The organism is Streptomyces sp. SID14478, assembly GCF_010548525.1.
Taxonomy (GTDB): domain Bacteria; phylum Actinomycetota; class Actinomycetes; order Streptomycetales; family Streptomycetaceae; genus Streptomyces.
This window is the reverse complement of sequence record NZ_JAAGMG010000948.1, coordinates 1-13,946: the sequence shown is the minus strand read 5'-3', so window position 1 is coordinate 13,946 and position 13,946 is coordinate 1. Positions and strand designations below refer to the sequence as shown.

Below are 13,946 nucleotides of genomic sequence, written 5' to 3'. Positions count from 1 at the left end.
TGTGAGGATCGGGGAAGGTGGCACTGGGGTGTCCGAGTTCCCTCGCCATTGAGGCGGGGGCTTTTTTGTGCTGGTCGTCGGGTGTTTCGGGTGGTTGGTGTTGGTGGTGGTGTTCCGGGTTTGGTGGTGGTGTGAGTCCGGATTGGCTGGTGGTGTGTTCGCCGGATCTCCTTTGGGTTGTGCTCTGTAGCGCATGGGGGTGTGGCGTGGTGAGTGGAACGGGGATTTGTCACTCGTCCAAGTGATCGCGGGGACTCTTGTCGGAGTGTCGGCCTTAGCGTCTCATTCGTCGCGTCTGTCACGGGCGTGACGTGAACTGCCCTGTGTGGGGCGGTAGTTGACGTCATGGAGGCTGTCACTGTGATCGCTGCTCGGTTGCTGGTTCGTTCGTGGCCTGTGTGTCGGCTGCGGTGACGGCGGACGGCGACGTCCCTGGGGTCGGGGCTGGGGATGAGGGGCTGGGTCGGCATCGGGACGAGTTGCGGCCTGCCGCGGTGCGTGAGTTGCTGCGGCTGCGCGCGTCGGGGGAGTTGACGACGGCGCATGTGCGGATGGCCGCGGGTGTGGTGGGGGTGCACAAGCGGACGGTGTGGTCCTGGCTGGAGCAGGCGGAGTGCACGGGCAGTGTGGAGAAGCCTGAGCGGCGCCGGTTCACGATCACCGATGAGGTTATCGAGGTCCTCGCCGACTATCAGGGCAATGTGAAGCGCGCTCACGAGCATCTGGTGCGCATCGCGAAGCAGGCGGGGCGCAGGCCGGTCGGGCTGTCGACACTGCACGATGCGATCGCCCGGGATCTTGATCCGGGTTTCATGGCGGGCCTGCGCGAGGGGATCCCCGCGGCGCGGGGGTTCGATCCGTGTTTTCAGCGGCCGCAGGTGGAGCGGAACGCGGTGTGGGAGGGGGATCACAAGCTGGCCGAGACGGTGGTGATGATGCCCGACAAGAAGCCGTCGCGGGTGTGGGTGACGTGGTTCGAGGACCGCGGTACGGGCTATGTGATGGGCTGGGCGGTCACCGCCGGCTCCGCGCACCGGGGTTCGGTGCTGGCGGCAGTACGTGCCTCCGTGCTGCGGGAGGCGCCTTACGGTCCGCCGGGCGGCCTGCCGCGCCTGGTGCGCGTGGATGGCGGCGCCGACTTCCTGTCCAAGACGGTGCTGCGCGCCTTCGGGCTGCTCGGTGTGCCGGTGCACCGGGTGCGCAGTCCCCGGCACAAGGGCGGCGTGGAACGCCTGAATCTGACGAGCATGACGCGGTTCTTCGCGGATCTGCCCCGTTATACGAAGGCGCCCAGGCTCGATCACCGGCGCCGCGTCGGGGACGAGGATCCGCCGCTGACCTATGAGGCGTTCGTTCACCTGCTGGGCCAGTGGGTGAACGAGTACAACACCGAGCACGTCATCGAGCGCACCGGGATGACGCCGCTTGCGGCCTGGCAGGCCGACCCGGCAGAGATCCGGCCCGCACCGAGCGCGGCCGAGCTGCGCGCCTTCATGCTGGAGAGCGACCACAAGGTCCACAAGATCACCAGTCACGGGGTCGAGTTCGCGGGCCGCTGCTACATGCCGGAGAACGGGGTTGGCCGCCTCGGGCTCGAGGTGCGGGTGCGGTGGATGCCGCACCACGCCCACGAGATCGACCTGTACACCTTCCGCGGCAACCGTTACCTGGGCCGGGCCTTTTTGAGTAACGAGGCCAGTGAGGAACTGCGCGCCAAGGTGCTCCTGGAGCGTGACGAGCACAGCAAGGCGCTGCGCCGGGCGTTGAAGGGCTCCGCCGAGCGCCGCAGGAAACGGCATCTGCCGTCTACCGAGCCCGAACTGCCCCTGCGCGCGGTGCGGATGACCGAGGCTGAGGCCCGCGCCGAGCTCGACGGCACGAAGGCGCCCGCGGCGCCGCGGCGCCGCAGCGAGCCGTACCGGCCCCTGACGCCCGTTCCGGCGGGGTGGAAACGCCCCGGCGATGACTCCACCGGCACCGCCTTTGCTGATACCGCATCTCTGGACTCCAAGGACGAGGCCTCGTGACAACTGCCCCCAAGCGCAAGCATCTTGGCCCGCGCCGCGAGCCGGCCGCGGCCCAGGCGAGTGAGGCGTCCAGGCGCCGTCCCGATCTTCGTCCGCAGCATTTTCTCGGTCTTAAGGACTCCATGCTGGTGGCCACGGACACTCTGCTGCAGATCAAGGACACCGTCATCGACACCATCGAGTCGCGGGCGATGTCTGTGATCTACGGCGACCCGGGGCTCGGCAAGAGCTTCTCCACCCGAGCCACGATCCAGGAGATGAACCCGGACCTGATCCTTCCGCTCGATTTCGCCCGCTCCCGTCCGGGGCCGAAGGATCTGCGTGAGGAGTTGTTCCATCAGATGCGGCTGAACTGCAAGATGCCCGGCACGCCGACCGCGTTCGACAAGCTGCTGCGCGAGGCCCTGCCGCGGCGCCCGTATGTGATCGTGTGTGACGAGGCGCAGCAGTACCGGCGGGAGAACTTCGAGTTCCTGCGCAAACTGTGGGACAACTGCGATCCCCAGCCCGCGATCGTGTTCGTCGGCGGGCGTGAGGCCTACGAGACGCTGCAGAGCGACCCGGCGCTCGCCTCACGGATCTACATCCGTCTGGAGATCCTGGCGATGACCGAGGACGAGATCCTCAAAACGGTTCCCGACTCCCACCCCATCTGGCGAGGAGTGGATGAGGCGCTGCTCAAGCGGATCGACACCCAGTACGCACTCGGTTCGTTCCGTGAGTGGGTCAAGGTCACCAAGCATGTACTCAAGGGCATGGAGTATCTCGGCGCCGAGCAGGTGGATGACGAGGTCGTCGACTGGGCCCTGGCCCGGTGCTGACCGCTCCAGGGGCGGCCAGCGGTGCCGCGCAGGTGGAATCTCTGGCGGAGGCGGCGGCGCCCGGGCACCTGCACTTCCTTGGCCTGACCGGCGCCCGCACCGTGGACACTCCCGGCCTCAGGGCAGTCGATGACGCTCTCGCCGATGCCCACCAGCAGCGGCGCTTTCTGTGCGTGCTGGGTGATGCAGGGGTCGGCAAGACCTTCGCCGTCCACCATGCCGCCTGTACCCGCTTTGCCCGATCCCACCTCCCGCTGCGTCTGGGGGCCAGGCCCACCCCGGCCGATCTGCGTGCCCACCTGCACCATGCTCTGGCTCTCCACGACGCCTTGCCCGGCGATGCGTTGCCTGCCGCACCAGCCCTCACCGACGCGCTCATCCGACGTGCGCTCGCCGCGCGGGCGTACATCGTGGTCGTCGACGAAGCCGACCGGATGTCCGAGGCGTGCTTTGAGTACCTGCGGTTTCTGTACGACGACACCCCTGACGGCCTGTGCGTGGTCCTGATCGCCGGCCAGCGCGGCGAGAAGGCCCTGCGTGCTCAGCAGATGCTGGCCACCCGTACCGCCCAGCGGCTGACCCTCAGGCCGCTTGCCCGCGTGTCGGTTCCGAACGCCGCCTGGGCGTTGCACCCGGTGTGGCGGATCGTCGCACCTGATCAACTCTGCTTCCTGGACGGTCACTTCGCCCAGGGCAGCCTGCGCCGCTGGGCCCTGCTCACTCACCACGTGAAGCGGGCCCTGACCGCCACCGGGCGCACTCGAGTGGACTCTGACCTGCTGCGGCAGACCCTTGAGCGCATCGACACCTCACGCCGCCCATGACCCCACACGTCCCCGCCGCTGTTCCGCGGGCCACCTTGCCGCCTGTCCTGCTGCTCCTGGACGAGGGCGACGACCATGCCATCCATCACGCTGCCCACCGGCGAGCTCACCCCAGGGGCGGCTGCATCACCACTGATCCCACCCCGCACACCAACAGCCTTGCCTACCTGGCTTTGGACCTGCTGCGCGCCATGGGCCGCGACAGTTTCGTCCACCCCGACGCCGAGCGGATGTCCACTGACGCGGCCTGGCGCGCGGTGACCTGCTGGACCCTGACCACAGGACTCAAAGAGGCCATCGTGCTGCGAGCCCACCGCCTCACGCCTGAACGCCTGAGACGTCTTGCCGCCTGGCGCGCGGAGACCGGTATCCGCCTCGTCCTCATCGCCCACACGCCCCACCAGGCCGCCGAGCAACGCCTGCACGAGCGTCTCACCGCCGCCCGCTTCACCGATCTGCGGACCATCACCGGCACGTTGGCCATTGCCAGGACCATCGGCGCGCCCGTCGCCAAGGCGCCCCTGGCCTCGCCCCCGGCCGACCACGTCCATCCGCTGCCCGACCTGCCCGGCGCTGACCCTGCCGCTTTCCGCGACCAGTGCCGACTCCGCTTGAACGAGGCCGACTTCGCCCACATCGACGGCCAGTACCAGGCGGGCTATGCCGCCGCCCGTACCTGGCTCGCCCGCCACCATGCACCGACCGGCCCGTCTCGGCCGCGGGCCGCGGGAGCCGCCTTGGCGGAGTCCGGCGCCTGGCAGGACATGGAGGGACTGCGTCTGTTCCTGGCCCGTCTCACCGTTTCCAGTCCCAGCCCTCAGTACACGCTCGCCCGCGTACGGGGAGCCCAGATGGGGTTCCTCAACCGGCACCTCCAACTCGACATCCCTGACGACCTCGTCGAGCACGGCGGGCCCGGCATCACCACCGTGCCGATCACCCCGCACGTGGCTCACACCCTCAGCACGAACCTGCCCAACCCCCTGCGCGCCGCCGCGGCGGCCGCTTTGCTGTTCACCGGCACCGCCCCGTCACTGCTGTCCATGACCCAGATCGCCAGCATCGACGAACACACCACGTATCTGGCCATCGACCGCGACTCGCGGATCTACATCGGCATGCCGCCAGGCCCGCGGCACATGTACGCCGTCCCGCCCCGCGCCCGCCCCCTGCTCACCGCTGCGCTGCAGTTTCGCCGCCGTACCCCGCGCACCACCGATCAACTCGGGCTGTTCGCCGGCTGTTTCGGCACCCCTATTCGCTTCGACAACCTGATTCGCGATGCAGGCCTCGACATCCCGGCCGTCACACACCCGCACTCCGCACAGGACTGGCACGCCGCCGCCCGCTGCCGGCACCTGCCCGCCACCACGTCGACTGAGAAGACCGGTTCATTCAGCGCTCGACCAGCTGTCAGGGGGCAAAGCCCCACCCCGCAGACTGCTCTGTGAGCGGCGCGCCCTGCCGGATCCCTCCCCGGTCGTCTATGCGGATGCGGCTGGCTGGCTGGTGCCGTCCGGACTCGGGGGCGGCAGCGCTCCTGGCAGCGGTTCCGGTGGCGGCTGCGGAACGGCCGTGGAGGCCGCGGCCTGACGGTAGTTGATGATGGCTTGGATTCTCTTTTCCGGATCTGCTATCTGATCGAGCGTGGCCGCGAATTTCTCGTCGACGAGGTTTCCTTTTCGCTGGCGATTGTGGTCGAGGACCAGGCTGGTGAGGGGGACGGCGAGGTACGCGGCGATGACGATTGCTCCGACGGCCCACCAGGGTGCGCCGCCCAGGGCGCCGGCGAGGACGGCGGGCAGTCCGGCCAGGAAGCCGGCGATGGGGCCGGGGGAGGACGAGTTCATCGCGTGGATGCCCTTCCAGCACGTGACGGCTGGGCCGCCTCATGCCTGAACGAGCCGCAGGAGGGCGGCTGGGACGGAGTGAGGCGGCACAGGTGCGCCGTGTGAGGGCATGCCGAGGACCGGCGCCGCATCGGGGCGGGCCGGTGGTGTTTTACGGCAGGCCTGCTAGCCCCCTGGGGAACCGGTTTGCTGGTCCCGTGGGGTGGTTCAGAAGCTTGGTTCGGCGGTTCTTGCGGAGGAGCTTGTCTTCGGCTTTTTGGGCAGGGTGGGCTACACGCTGTAGCTAACAAAAAGAATGCTGATAAAACCCTTAAGCCAATTCATTTAGCTTCTTCCGCACCGTCCTTCTCTTGCTCGTCGGCTGCGTACATCCTCTTGCGGGCACGCCAGACCTGCTCGCCAGTATCGGTCATCGAAGCGCCGTTTGGGGCCTGTTCGGGCAGATCGTGCCAGGAGTTCTGCGCGGCCGCGGCCGCAGAGAGTAGCTGGCCGCCAGGGCCGTCCTCTGCGTCCCGCTCACCGTTGATGTTCGGCCACTGTCCTGGTCTCCCGGCCGGAGCGGTGACCTGCCCCGTTACGATGTGCGCCACAGCTTTCGGCATGTGACACGGACAAGCTGACGTGCGAAGTCGGCCGTGCCGTATGCCGGGCAAGACAGCACAGGCGGGGGAGCCCAGCGCGTTGTGGGCCGCGTCTGGCGACGGCGTCCGGCCTCGGTGGTGCGGGCGAGGATGCGTGGGTGGGCAGTGCGGACCGACTTCAAAGACCTTGTCGTGGAGCAAGCCATCGTTCACGTGGTGCCTAAGCACGCCAAAAACGAGGAGCCTCCTCCGCTCCAACTCAGCCAGACGTTCTGCCGTCTCGACGAGGACGTGCGCGCTGAACTCCAGGGCAAGCTCCGTGAAGTGTTCGCCCGTCTGGGGCGTGAGGTCGTCGAGGATCCGGAACTCAAGTCCCCCCTGCCCGATGCCGTCCGGGCATTCCTGGGCGGCGGGCAGGACCTCGTGGAGGTCTCCGGGGAGCTGGCCCATGCGCTGCGCGACAGCCAGAACGGATCCAGCTCGGCGGGTCTCCTCCTGGTCGCCGCTGCCCGCCTGGACGGTCAGCGTGCGCTGCTGATGGTCAAGCTGGAACATGAGACCGGCATGCAGACCAACGAGATTGTCGCGGATGGCCTGCGCACCTTCGCCATGCAATACCTCGACGACCTCCTGCTCACTCAGAAGTCCAAGGTCTACAAGGTGGCTCTCTTCTCCGAGGAAGGCTTGGTCGAGTCCGGGCTTCAGGGATGGGCCGCAGATCCCCAGCAGTCAGGTAAGGAGGTAGCTCGCTTCTTCCTTGAGAAGTTCCTGGGCTGCCGGCACCAGAACGACCCCCGCGAGCTCACCCGCCGCTTCCACGACACCGTGATGACCTGGGTCAACAGCCGCTTCACCGACTCCGTTGTACGCATGGACTACGTCATGGCCGCCATGGTGGAACTCCAGAGCTCCACCCCGGAACTGAACCCTACGGAGTTCAGGGAAGCCCACCTGCAGGAAGTGCATCAACCTGACTTCACTGCGTTCCTTGCCGAGAACGACGTTCCTATCCACACCTTCGAAAAGAACACCGAACTCATCAGCAACAGGCTCGAGAAGATGCGAGTGGACTTGTCCAACGGAGCCTTCCTCGTTGCACCGTTGGAAGCCGTGCAGGATGGCACGGTCCTAGTGGAGGACCTCGGAGACGGGCGGACGGTGGTGACGATCACCTCAAAGGTCACCCAAACCAGCAGCGGAGCGGCCGCAGGCAGACGTCCTAAACCGGCCAACGCGACGCCTGAGCTGCCTTCCCAGGCAGAGATGATCCCGGGACTCGAGAGCGTCATGGTCATTCCGGCTCAGGCCGCCCAGGCTTCTGCCGGCAACGAGCTCCCCACCGCACAGACATGAGTCCCAGCACCATCATGGCCCTGACTCCCGTGAGGGCTTCTCGTGCCTCTGACCGCTGAACAGGCCTTCCTGCGCTACCAGCAGGAGCGGCCGCGCATCGAACAGGCCGTCGAGGAAACCAGGGCGTACCTGGAGCACCACGCTGCCCGCAGAGGCGTCGATTGCCAGGTGATCGCCCGGGCCAAAGAGCTCACCAGCTTCAACGCCAAGGCCCACTCGCTCCGGAAGAACTATGACAACCCCTGGAAGCAGATCACCGACAAGGCCGGTGTACGCATCATCGTGCCCCACAGCGGACTCCTCGACCCCGCCCTCGAGGTGGTCAAAGACCACCTCGAGGGCGCCGAGGTGCAGGACTATCGCGACGACGTCGGCAAGGAAGACCTGCTGCGCTACCCGCGCCTGCACGTCCAGGCCGTCATGGTGGGTGGGGTACGAGACCCGGACGGGGTCCCGTACGAGTGTGAGATCCAACTGCGCACCGAGGCTGTCGACTTGTGGTCGCGCATGTCCCACAAATACCTGTACAAACCCGGCGCCGCCAGCCCACCCGCCGATGTCAGTCGCTCGCTGTACCGTCTGATTGCCCTGGTCGAACTGTACGACCTCGAGGTCGAACGGGGGGTGAAAGCCATGGCCAAGCACCCCGAGCTCGCCCGCAGCAACCAGCTCCTCGACGTGGCCGAGCAGGCCTACCGCACATTTACCGATCACCCCTACAGCAGCGATCTCTCCCACGACGTCATCGAGGTCCTCTCTGAAGCCATCGACGACACCACCAACTACAGTGACCAACTAGACCAATTCGTCTCAGACTTCCGCGAACTGCTCGAACGGGCTTACATCGAGTACGGACCCACCAGCGCCCTCTTCCTCAAGCACGGTCGTTACCTGCTGGCCAGCCAGCCGGAGAGTCTGATCGTCTTTGAACGGCTGAACAATGTGCGCTCCCGGATCGAGCTGCAGATCGCCTGGAAGCACAGCGAGCTACCGGAAGACATGCTCACCGATATGGCACAGATCTGGGGGGTCTCCCTATGACCGGCCCAACACAGCCGGAGCCCCCTGCTCTGGCGGCCGCCACCGCGATGTTCGTCGAGGTCCTCGTCGTCGGCATCGGCGCACTCACCGCGGCCGTGCTGCTCCTCATCGCCCTGATCGGCCCTGCCTCCACAGCCAAACTCGCCCCCCTTGCAAGCTCGTCGGCGGCCGCCGGCGTAGGCCTCGCCGCTGCCTACGCTCTGGGCATCCTCGTCGACCGGGCGGCCGACGCCGCTCTCACACCGCACCGCCGACGGCTGCGCACCAGCTTCTTCCCCTCCAACACCGTCTACGCCCAGGCCCGCCTGCGTCTGGCCGGCTTCCCGGTCCTGGCCGCCCGCGCGGACTACGCGCGCTCCCGCATGCGGATCTGCCGCGGATGGACCCTCAACACTCTGCTCCTGGCCCTGGCCGCGGACCTGGCCATGCTGCGCTACTCCTTCGCGCACCGCCCGCTCATCCTGGCGGTCGCCACCGCCTTCGGCCTGGCGACCGCCTTCGGCTTCTACCGTGCCTGGCGCGCGCTCACCGTGACCGGCTACCGCAAGCTCGCCGAGCAGACCACCGTCCCCACGGCCGGCTCACCATCCCAGGTCCCCGCTCAGCCGCAGCCCGGTCCCGTATCGCCCTGAGCCGCCCCTACCGGATGCGTGTCATGCACTCAGCCGGGGCGCGTGGTCGAAGAAGCGATGGTCTTCATCGAGGCGGATCTCGCTCACGCCGAGGCCAACCGCTGTGGGGAGCAGCCCTTTGGACGTGGCGATGATCTGGCAGGCATACCCGTCTTCATCGCGATCGTCGGCCGCTGCGGCAAGGGTGTTCAACAGCCGCAGGCCAGTCTCCTGATCTGCCTTGCCGGTGTCGAGGCCGGCCAGGGGACAGTCGATGATCATCAGCGGCGGGACGCGGACCGCGGGCACCGCTCGCCCCAGGTCACGCAGGCTCAGCAGCATGGCGATGTTGATGACGGCGCGCGCGTGACCAGCCACCGCGCCCTCGGTGAACAGCTGCGCACCCTCGTCGTGATGCTCGCGTACCAGGGTGGTGAAGTCCTCGGGACTGATCACCGCTGTTTCCACGGCCGGCCGGATCTGCCGCAGGCGAGTGCGGAAGAACGCTGACCACTGGTGGACCAGTTCCTTGCGCCGCTGATCGTGCGCCCTCTGGGCGATATCCCGGCGGACCTGGGCCTGCTCCATCTCTTCCTTGCGTGAGCGGACCTGCTGCTCCTGGACCGCAATGAAGTCCGCGTCGTTCAACCGCCGTTTCAGCTGCTCCACTTCAACGCTCAGCCGTTCTGCCTTCTTCTCCAGATCACGGGTAGCGCGTCGCTGAGGATCGACCACATCCCGGTCGAACGCGTCACGGGCGGCCAGTGCATTCCCGGCGGCCCGGTCAGTCGCAGCAGCTGCCTCACGTGCACTATGGGCAGCCTTCTCCGCCTCGGCGCGTAGCAACCGCGCGTGCTCGACCTTGGCGCGGGCCGCCGCGATTCGTGTCTCCCGCAGATCCTCAAGCCCCTCGCCGCAAGCCTGTCCGCACTGGGCGCACAGTCCCGCCTCCCGCTCGGGAAGCACCTGCTGACAGCGTGAGCAACACCCTGCAGCCGGCTGCAGCAGGCCGGCGAGTTCGCCCTCGGCGCGGGCATGCGCGTCAATAGCCTTCTCTAGTGCGGCAGATGCCTCGTCAGCCTTTTTGAGTGCCTTCTTCCGGGCCTTATCGGCGACCCTGTACAGGGCGTCGAGCCGACCGCGTTCCCCAGCAAACCCACCGAGCTGCCCCTCGGCCTCCTGCCACCGGGCAGCAGCCGACTGGTGATCGCGGACCTTCTGCTCGTGTTCCGCACGGATGGCATCAGGGTCGGCCAGCAGCCCGTCGTCTCGCAGCTTCTTGAACTGCGTCAGCGTCCGCCGAGCAGTGTCGTGGCCAGACTTTGCTTCGGTGGCGGCCTTCTCGAGCCGTTCCAGATCCTCATCCCACAGCCCGAGCACGGCCTTCAGGGTCAAGATCCGTTCAGTGTCGCTGCCGTCGAGGAACGCAGAGGCGATCGCCCGCTGCCTCAAGACCACCGTGGCGCCCAACACCTGATCGAGCCCGACCGACACACTCCCATGACTGGCTGCCGGGACTCCGAGCAGCTCCTGGACGAAGCCACCCGCACTCACCTCGCCCACTTTGCGGGTCGCGACGGGAAACACCCGCTCTGCGGCAGAGACATCACTGAGATTCTTGAACGACACCAGGCCGCGAGTGGTACGGCCCGAGCGGGTGGCCTGCCACCGCACATCACCCACGCGGAAAACTACCTGCAGCAACTCGCACTTGCGGACCTGCGGCATGACGGTGGCCGATGACAAGAACAGGGAGTGCAGCAACGCTTCCAGCGCGGTGGACTTGCCCGACCGCGTCGGCCCCACCAAAAACGCCAGCTGACCGAACTCCCGGTAGAACCACTGCCCCTGTCGCCTGAACCGAAATTGCTCGATGACAAACCGCGGACCCACCCGTACACCTCCGCACTGACGACGGCCTACGTGACCACCTCAGCAACGACCCTCCGCCCACAGAGGTGACGCTCAACCCCGACCCGGAACCGTGCGGGAGGATGGCACAAGCCCATCCGCCGCGAGCCCGAGGTTGCACGTGATGTCCACCAGCCCTGAGCCTGTGGCTGCGATGCCTATGACGCCTACTGATCGCCGTACACTGCGCCCCGATCAGCAGCATGCGGTGGACGCGGCGGTGCGGCATCTGAAAAGCCCGCGCACCCGCGGCCACATCGTCTCCGCCTGCGGCACAGGCAAGACCTTGACCGCGCTACGCACCGCCGAGGCCCTGGGCGCCCGCCACTTGCTGGTCGCTGTCCCTTCGCTGGACCTGATCGGCCAGTGGGCGGCCGCGGCCCGCGCAGATGGCCGCACAGAGCCGTTGATGGCCGTCTCCTCGCTCCAGGCGGACAAGCACCCCGTACTCGCCGCCGCGGGCGCGCAGAGCACAGGCTCGGGGGAGTACCTCGCCTACTGGCTGTCCCGCCACAAGAAGGCAACCGTGTTCGTCACCCTCGACTCCCTGCCCCGGATCGAGGAGACGCAGCACTCCGTCTTCATCGCACCCGTCTTCGACCTCCTGGTCGTGGACGAGGCGCACCGCACCGCGGGCAGCTGGGACAAGCAGTGGACGGTGCTCCACGACCAGGCCCGCATCAGGGCCGCCCGACGCCTGTACCTGACCGCGACACCGTACGAGTGGGAAGCGCCCCGACTGACCGAGGCCCCCGACACGCGCCCGCTGCCCAAGCGGACCGCGGCCACCGCACCGCAGTGGGAAGCCCCCTCTCTGATCGCATCAATGGACGACGCAAAGGTCTTCGGCCCCCGCCTGCACACCTACTCCCACGCGGACGCGATCGAAGACGGCGTCCTGGCCGACTACCAACTGCTGGTGCCCACGATCACCGACACCGACTTGCGCGCCCACCTCACCGACCCTGACACGCGCACCGCCACAGCCCGTCGTACTACCGCCCTGCACCTGGCCGTCCTCAAGGCCATGACCGAGCACGACCTCAAGCACGTGATCGTCTACTTCCAGCAGATCGCGGACGCCGCCGACTTCGCCCGCCAATTCGGCCACACCCTGCGCACTCTCCCCACTCAGCAGCGTCCTGCCTGGGCCCAGAACCTGCTCGTGCAGTCGATCAACGGCACCCACACGCCCGACCAGCGCTCTCGCATCCTGACCCGCTTCGCCCGAGCCGACCGCAGCGTGATCACCAACGCCCAAGTCCTCGGCGAAGGCGTGGACCTGCCGGCTGTGGACGCCGTGGTGTTCGCTGACCGCACGGCGAGCGTCCGCAAGATCGTCCAAGCTCTCGGCCGGGCGCTGCGCAAACCCCCCACCCTCGACACCAAAACGGCCAGCCTGATCATCCCCGCCTACGTCCCGCCAGATGCCGACCCCACCGACCTGCTCGGCACCCCCTACGAGGCGCTCTGGCTGGTCACCGCCGCGCTACGCCACCACGACCAATCGATCGCCGCCCGCGCCCCACGCAACACCACCCCCCGACGACTGGACCGCGACACCCACCGACTCATCACCCGCCGCTTCCACTTCGACTTCACCCTCGACCCCGACTCCATCGCCCGCGCCATGGACCTGCTCGCCTGGCCCTCCGACGGCGCAACCCTCTCAGCCCCCCGCCGCGCCGGCCTCGCAGCCGCCCTGCGCTACCACACCGAACACGGCCACCTCCGCGTCCCCACCGACTACGAAGACGCCTACGGCTACCGCCTCGGCACCTTCATCACCGGCCAACGCACCGCCCACCACCAAAGAACCCTCCCACCAGACTGGATCACCGAACTCGAGAACCTCGGCATGATCTGGGACGACAGCAAAGCCACCTGGCAAGGCCACGTGACCACCGTCGAAGCCTTCCACGCCGAACACGGCCACCTCGCCATCCCCACCACCGAGCCCGGCGGCCAATTCCTCACCGACCAACGCGCTTTAGCCCGCAAAGACCGACTCCCGCCCGACCGCAACGCCCAACTCACCGCCCTCGACCCACACTGGACCCTCCCGCACGGCCCCGACTGGCACCGCAAATACCACCTGCTGCGCCGCCACATCGAATCCGGCCACGACACCGCCACGCTGCACCGCGACACCGTGATCGACGGCGTAAAGGCCGGCGGCTGGCTCCACCGCCAGTTCACGACCTGGCACCAACTCGCCCAACAACAACGCGACTTCCTCACCCACCTCGGCCTGACCCCCGGCCGAACCCCGCTGCCCGCCCACGAACCAGCACCCAACGCGAGCCAGCCCAGACGGAGAACACGCCGCACCTTCGAACAGACGACGACCCTGCTGCGCGCCTTCGTCGAGCGTCATGGACGTCCACCAGGCGCCCGCGAGTGGATCGAGGTAGACGACGAGCGCATCATGATCGGCCCGTGGCTCTGCAAGACACGCACCAAGCAGGCAGCCGGTCAACTAACCGAAGAACACTGCCAGTTGATGCAAGAAATCCTCGGAAGAGACTGGGCTGAAGCCGCTCGCTCCTCCTGAAAAGGAGGAGGGGATCTCTCGAAGATCCCATAGTTTTTTGCTTCCTTAAGTGCCTCTCGACTCTCCTCATCCACTATGCTGGGGGAGCGAAGCCAGGGCGCGGGATCAAGAAGCGGCACCACGCAAGCCGCCGTGACCTGGTAGCCAGCCAGAAGACGACCGCGGAGCGGGCGTCTTCCCAACTACCTTAGTCACCAACAGAGTTAAAGGTCACCGGAGACCGAAGGTGATGGGCTGATCGCGGAGCGATCAGCCCATCACCGACCCACCAGGTGCTCCACGGAGTGGAGCACCCCGGCCACGGAGTGGCCGGTAGCCCGCGGAGCGGGCTACCTTCCGTCGCGTAGCGACGGCGCGTCGTCCTCGCGGAGCG

Annotated in this window: 11 protein-coding genes; 8 read left to right on the top strand and 3 right to left on the bottom strand. The window is 67.3% G+C overall.

Going from position 1 to position 13,946, the window contains the following annotated elements:
• Window positions 1-494: 494 nt before the first annotated feature.
• The 4 genes from G3I40_RS30670 to G3I40_RS30655 are packed head-to-tail and all read left to right on the top strand — an operon-like array spanning window position 495 to window position 5,123.
• Window positions 495-2,027 carry a Mu transposase C-terminal domain-containing protein gene (locus G3I40_RS30670; RefSeq protein WP_343245069.1) on the top strand — a complete coding sequence of 511 codons (1,533 nt, stop codon included), beginning with the start codon at window positions 495-497 and terminating at the stop codon, window positions 2,025-2,027.
• The gene (locus G3I40_RS30665) at window positions 2,024-2,848 is read left to right on the top strand and encodes an ATP-binding protein (RefSeq protein ID WP_164305883.1); all 825 of its coding nucleotides are present in this window, start codon (window positions 2,024-2,026) and stop codon (window positions 2,846-2,848) included. The genes G3I40_RS30670 and G3I40_RS30665 overlap by 4 nt, the downstream gene beginning before the upstream one ends.
• 32 nt (window positions 2,849-2,880) lie before the next feature.
• A complete protein-coding gene (locus G3I40_RS30660) occupies window positions 2,881-3,672 on the top strand; it encodes an ATP-binding protein (protein ID WP_343245068.1) in 792 nt (263 codons plus the stop codon).
• The gene (locus tag G3I40_RS30655) at window positions 3,669-5,123 is read left to right on the top strand and encodes a hypothetical protein (RefSeq protein ID WP_203645064.1); all 1,455 of its coding nucleotides are present in this window, start codon (window positions 3,669-3,671) and stop codon (window positions 5,121-5,123) included. Before G3I40_RS30660 ends, G3I40_RS30655 begins: the two co-directional genes overlap by 4 nt.
• 33 nt (window positions 5,124-5,156) lie before the next feature.
• Here the strand turns inward: G3I40_RS30655 and G3I40_RS30650 are convergent, their stop codons facing one another.
• The gene (locus G3I40_RS30650) at window positions 5,157-5,522 is read right to left on the bottom strand and encodes a hypothetical protein (protein WP_164305882.1); all 366 of its coding nucleotides are present in this window, start codon (window positions 5,520-5,522) and stop codon (window positions 5,157-5,159) included.
• Between the two features lie 320 nt (window positions 5,523-5,842).
• On the bottom strand, window positions 5,843-6,112 hold the full coding sequence (locus tag G3I40_RS30645) for a hypothetical protein (protein WP_164305881.1): 270 nt from the start codon (window positions 6,110-6,112) through the stop codon (window positions 5,843-5,845).
• Between the two features lie 183 nt (window positions 6,113-6,295).
• On the opposite strand from G3I40_RS30645, the gene G3I40_RS30640 reads away from it, so the two are divergent.
• Genes G3I40_RS30640 through G3I40_RS30630 form a run of 3 tightly spaced genes read left to right on the top strand, consistent with a single transcriptional unit; the run spans window position 6,296 to window position 9,129 of the window.
• On the top strand, window positions 6,296-7,456 hold the full coding sequence (locus tag G3I40_RS30640; RefSeq protein WP_343245067.1) for a nucleoid-associated protein: 1,161 nt from the start codon (window positions 6,296-6,298) through the stop codon (window positions 7,454-7,456).
• Window positions 7,457-7,498: 42 nt separating this feature from the next.
• Window positions 7,499-8,497: a hypothetical protein gene (locus G3I40_RS30635; protein WP_164305879.1), complete on the top strand. Its 999-nt coding sequence runs from the start codon at window positions 7,499-7,501 to the stop codon at window positions 8,495-8,497.
• Window positions 8,494-9,129 carry a hypothetical protein gene (locus tag G3I40_RS30630; RefSeq protein WP_239092036.1) on the top strand — a complete coding sequence of 212 codons (636 nt, stop codon included), beginning with the start codon at window positions 8,494-8,496 and terminating at the stop codon, window positions 9,127-9,129. The genes G3I40_RS30635 and G3I40_RS30630 overlap by 4 nt, the downstream gene beginning before the upstream one ends.
• A gap of 21 nt (window positions 9,130-9,150) precedes the next feature.
• Here G3I40_RS30630 and G3I40_RS30625 read toward each other — a convergent pair whose 3' ends face one another.
• Entirely contained in the window at window positions 9,151-11,001 is a 1,851-nt protein-coding gene (locus G3I40_RS30625) for a hypothetical protein (RefSeq protein ID WP_164305878.1), read from the bottom strand.
• 142 nt (window positions 11,002-11,143) lie between these two features.
• On the opposite strand from G3I40_RS30625, the gene G3I40_RS30620 reads away from it, so the two are divergent.
• A complete protein-coding gene (locus tag G3I40_RS30620; protein ID WP_164305877.1) occupies window positions 11,144-13,573 on the top strand; it encodes a DEAD/DEAH box helicase in 2,430 nt (809 codons plus the stop codon).
• The last annotated feature ends 373 nt before the right edge of the window (window positions 13,574-13,946 follow it).

What these genes read in the sequence shown, in the direction of transcription:
- G3I40_RS30655 (WP_203645064.1), top strand. Translation starts at nt 3,669, where the DNA reads ATGACCCCACACGTCCCCGCCGCTGTTCCGCGGGCCACCTTGCCGCCT.
- G3I40_RS30650 (WP_164305882.1), bottom strand. Translation starts at nt 5,522, where the DNA reads ATGAACTCGTCCTCCCCCGGCCCCATCGCCGGCTTCCTGGCCGGACTG.
- G3I40_RS30630 (WP_239092036.1), top strand. Translation starts at nt 8,494, where the DNA reads ATGACCGGCCCAACACAGCCGGAGCCCCCTGCTCTGGCGGCCGCCACC.
- G3I40_RS30620 (WP_164305877.1), top strand. Translation starts at nt 11,144, where the DNA reads ATGTCCACCAGCCCTGAGCCTGTGGCTGCGATGCCTATGACGCCTACT.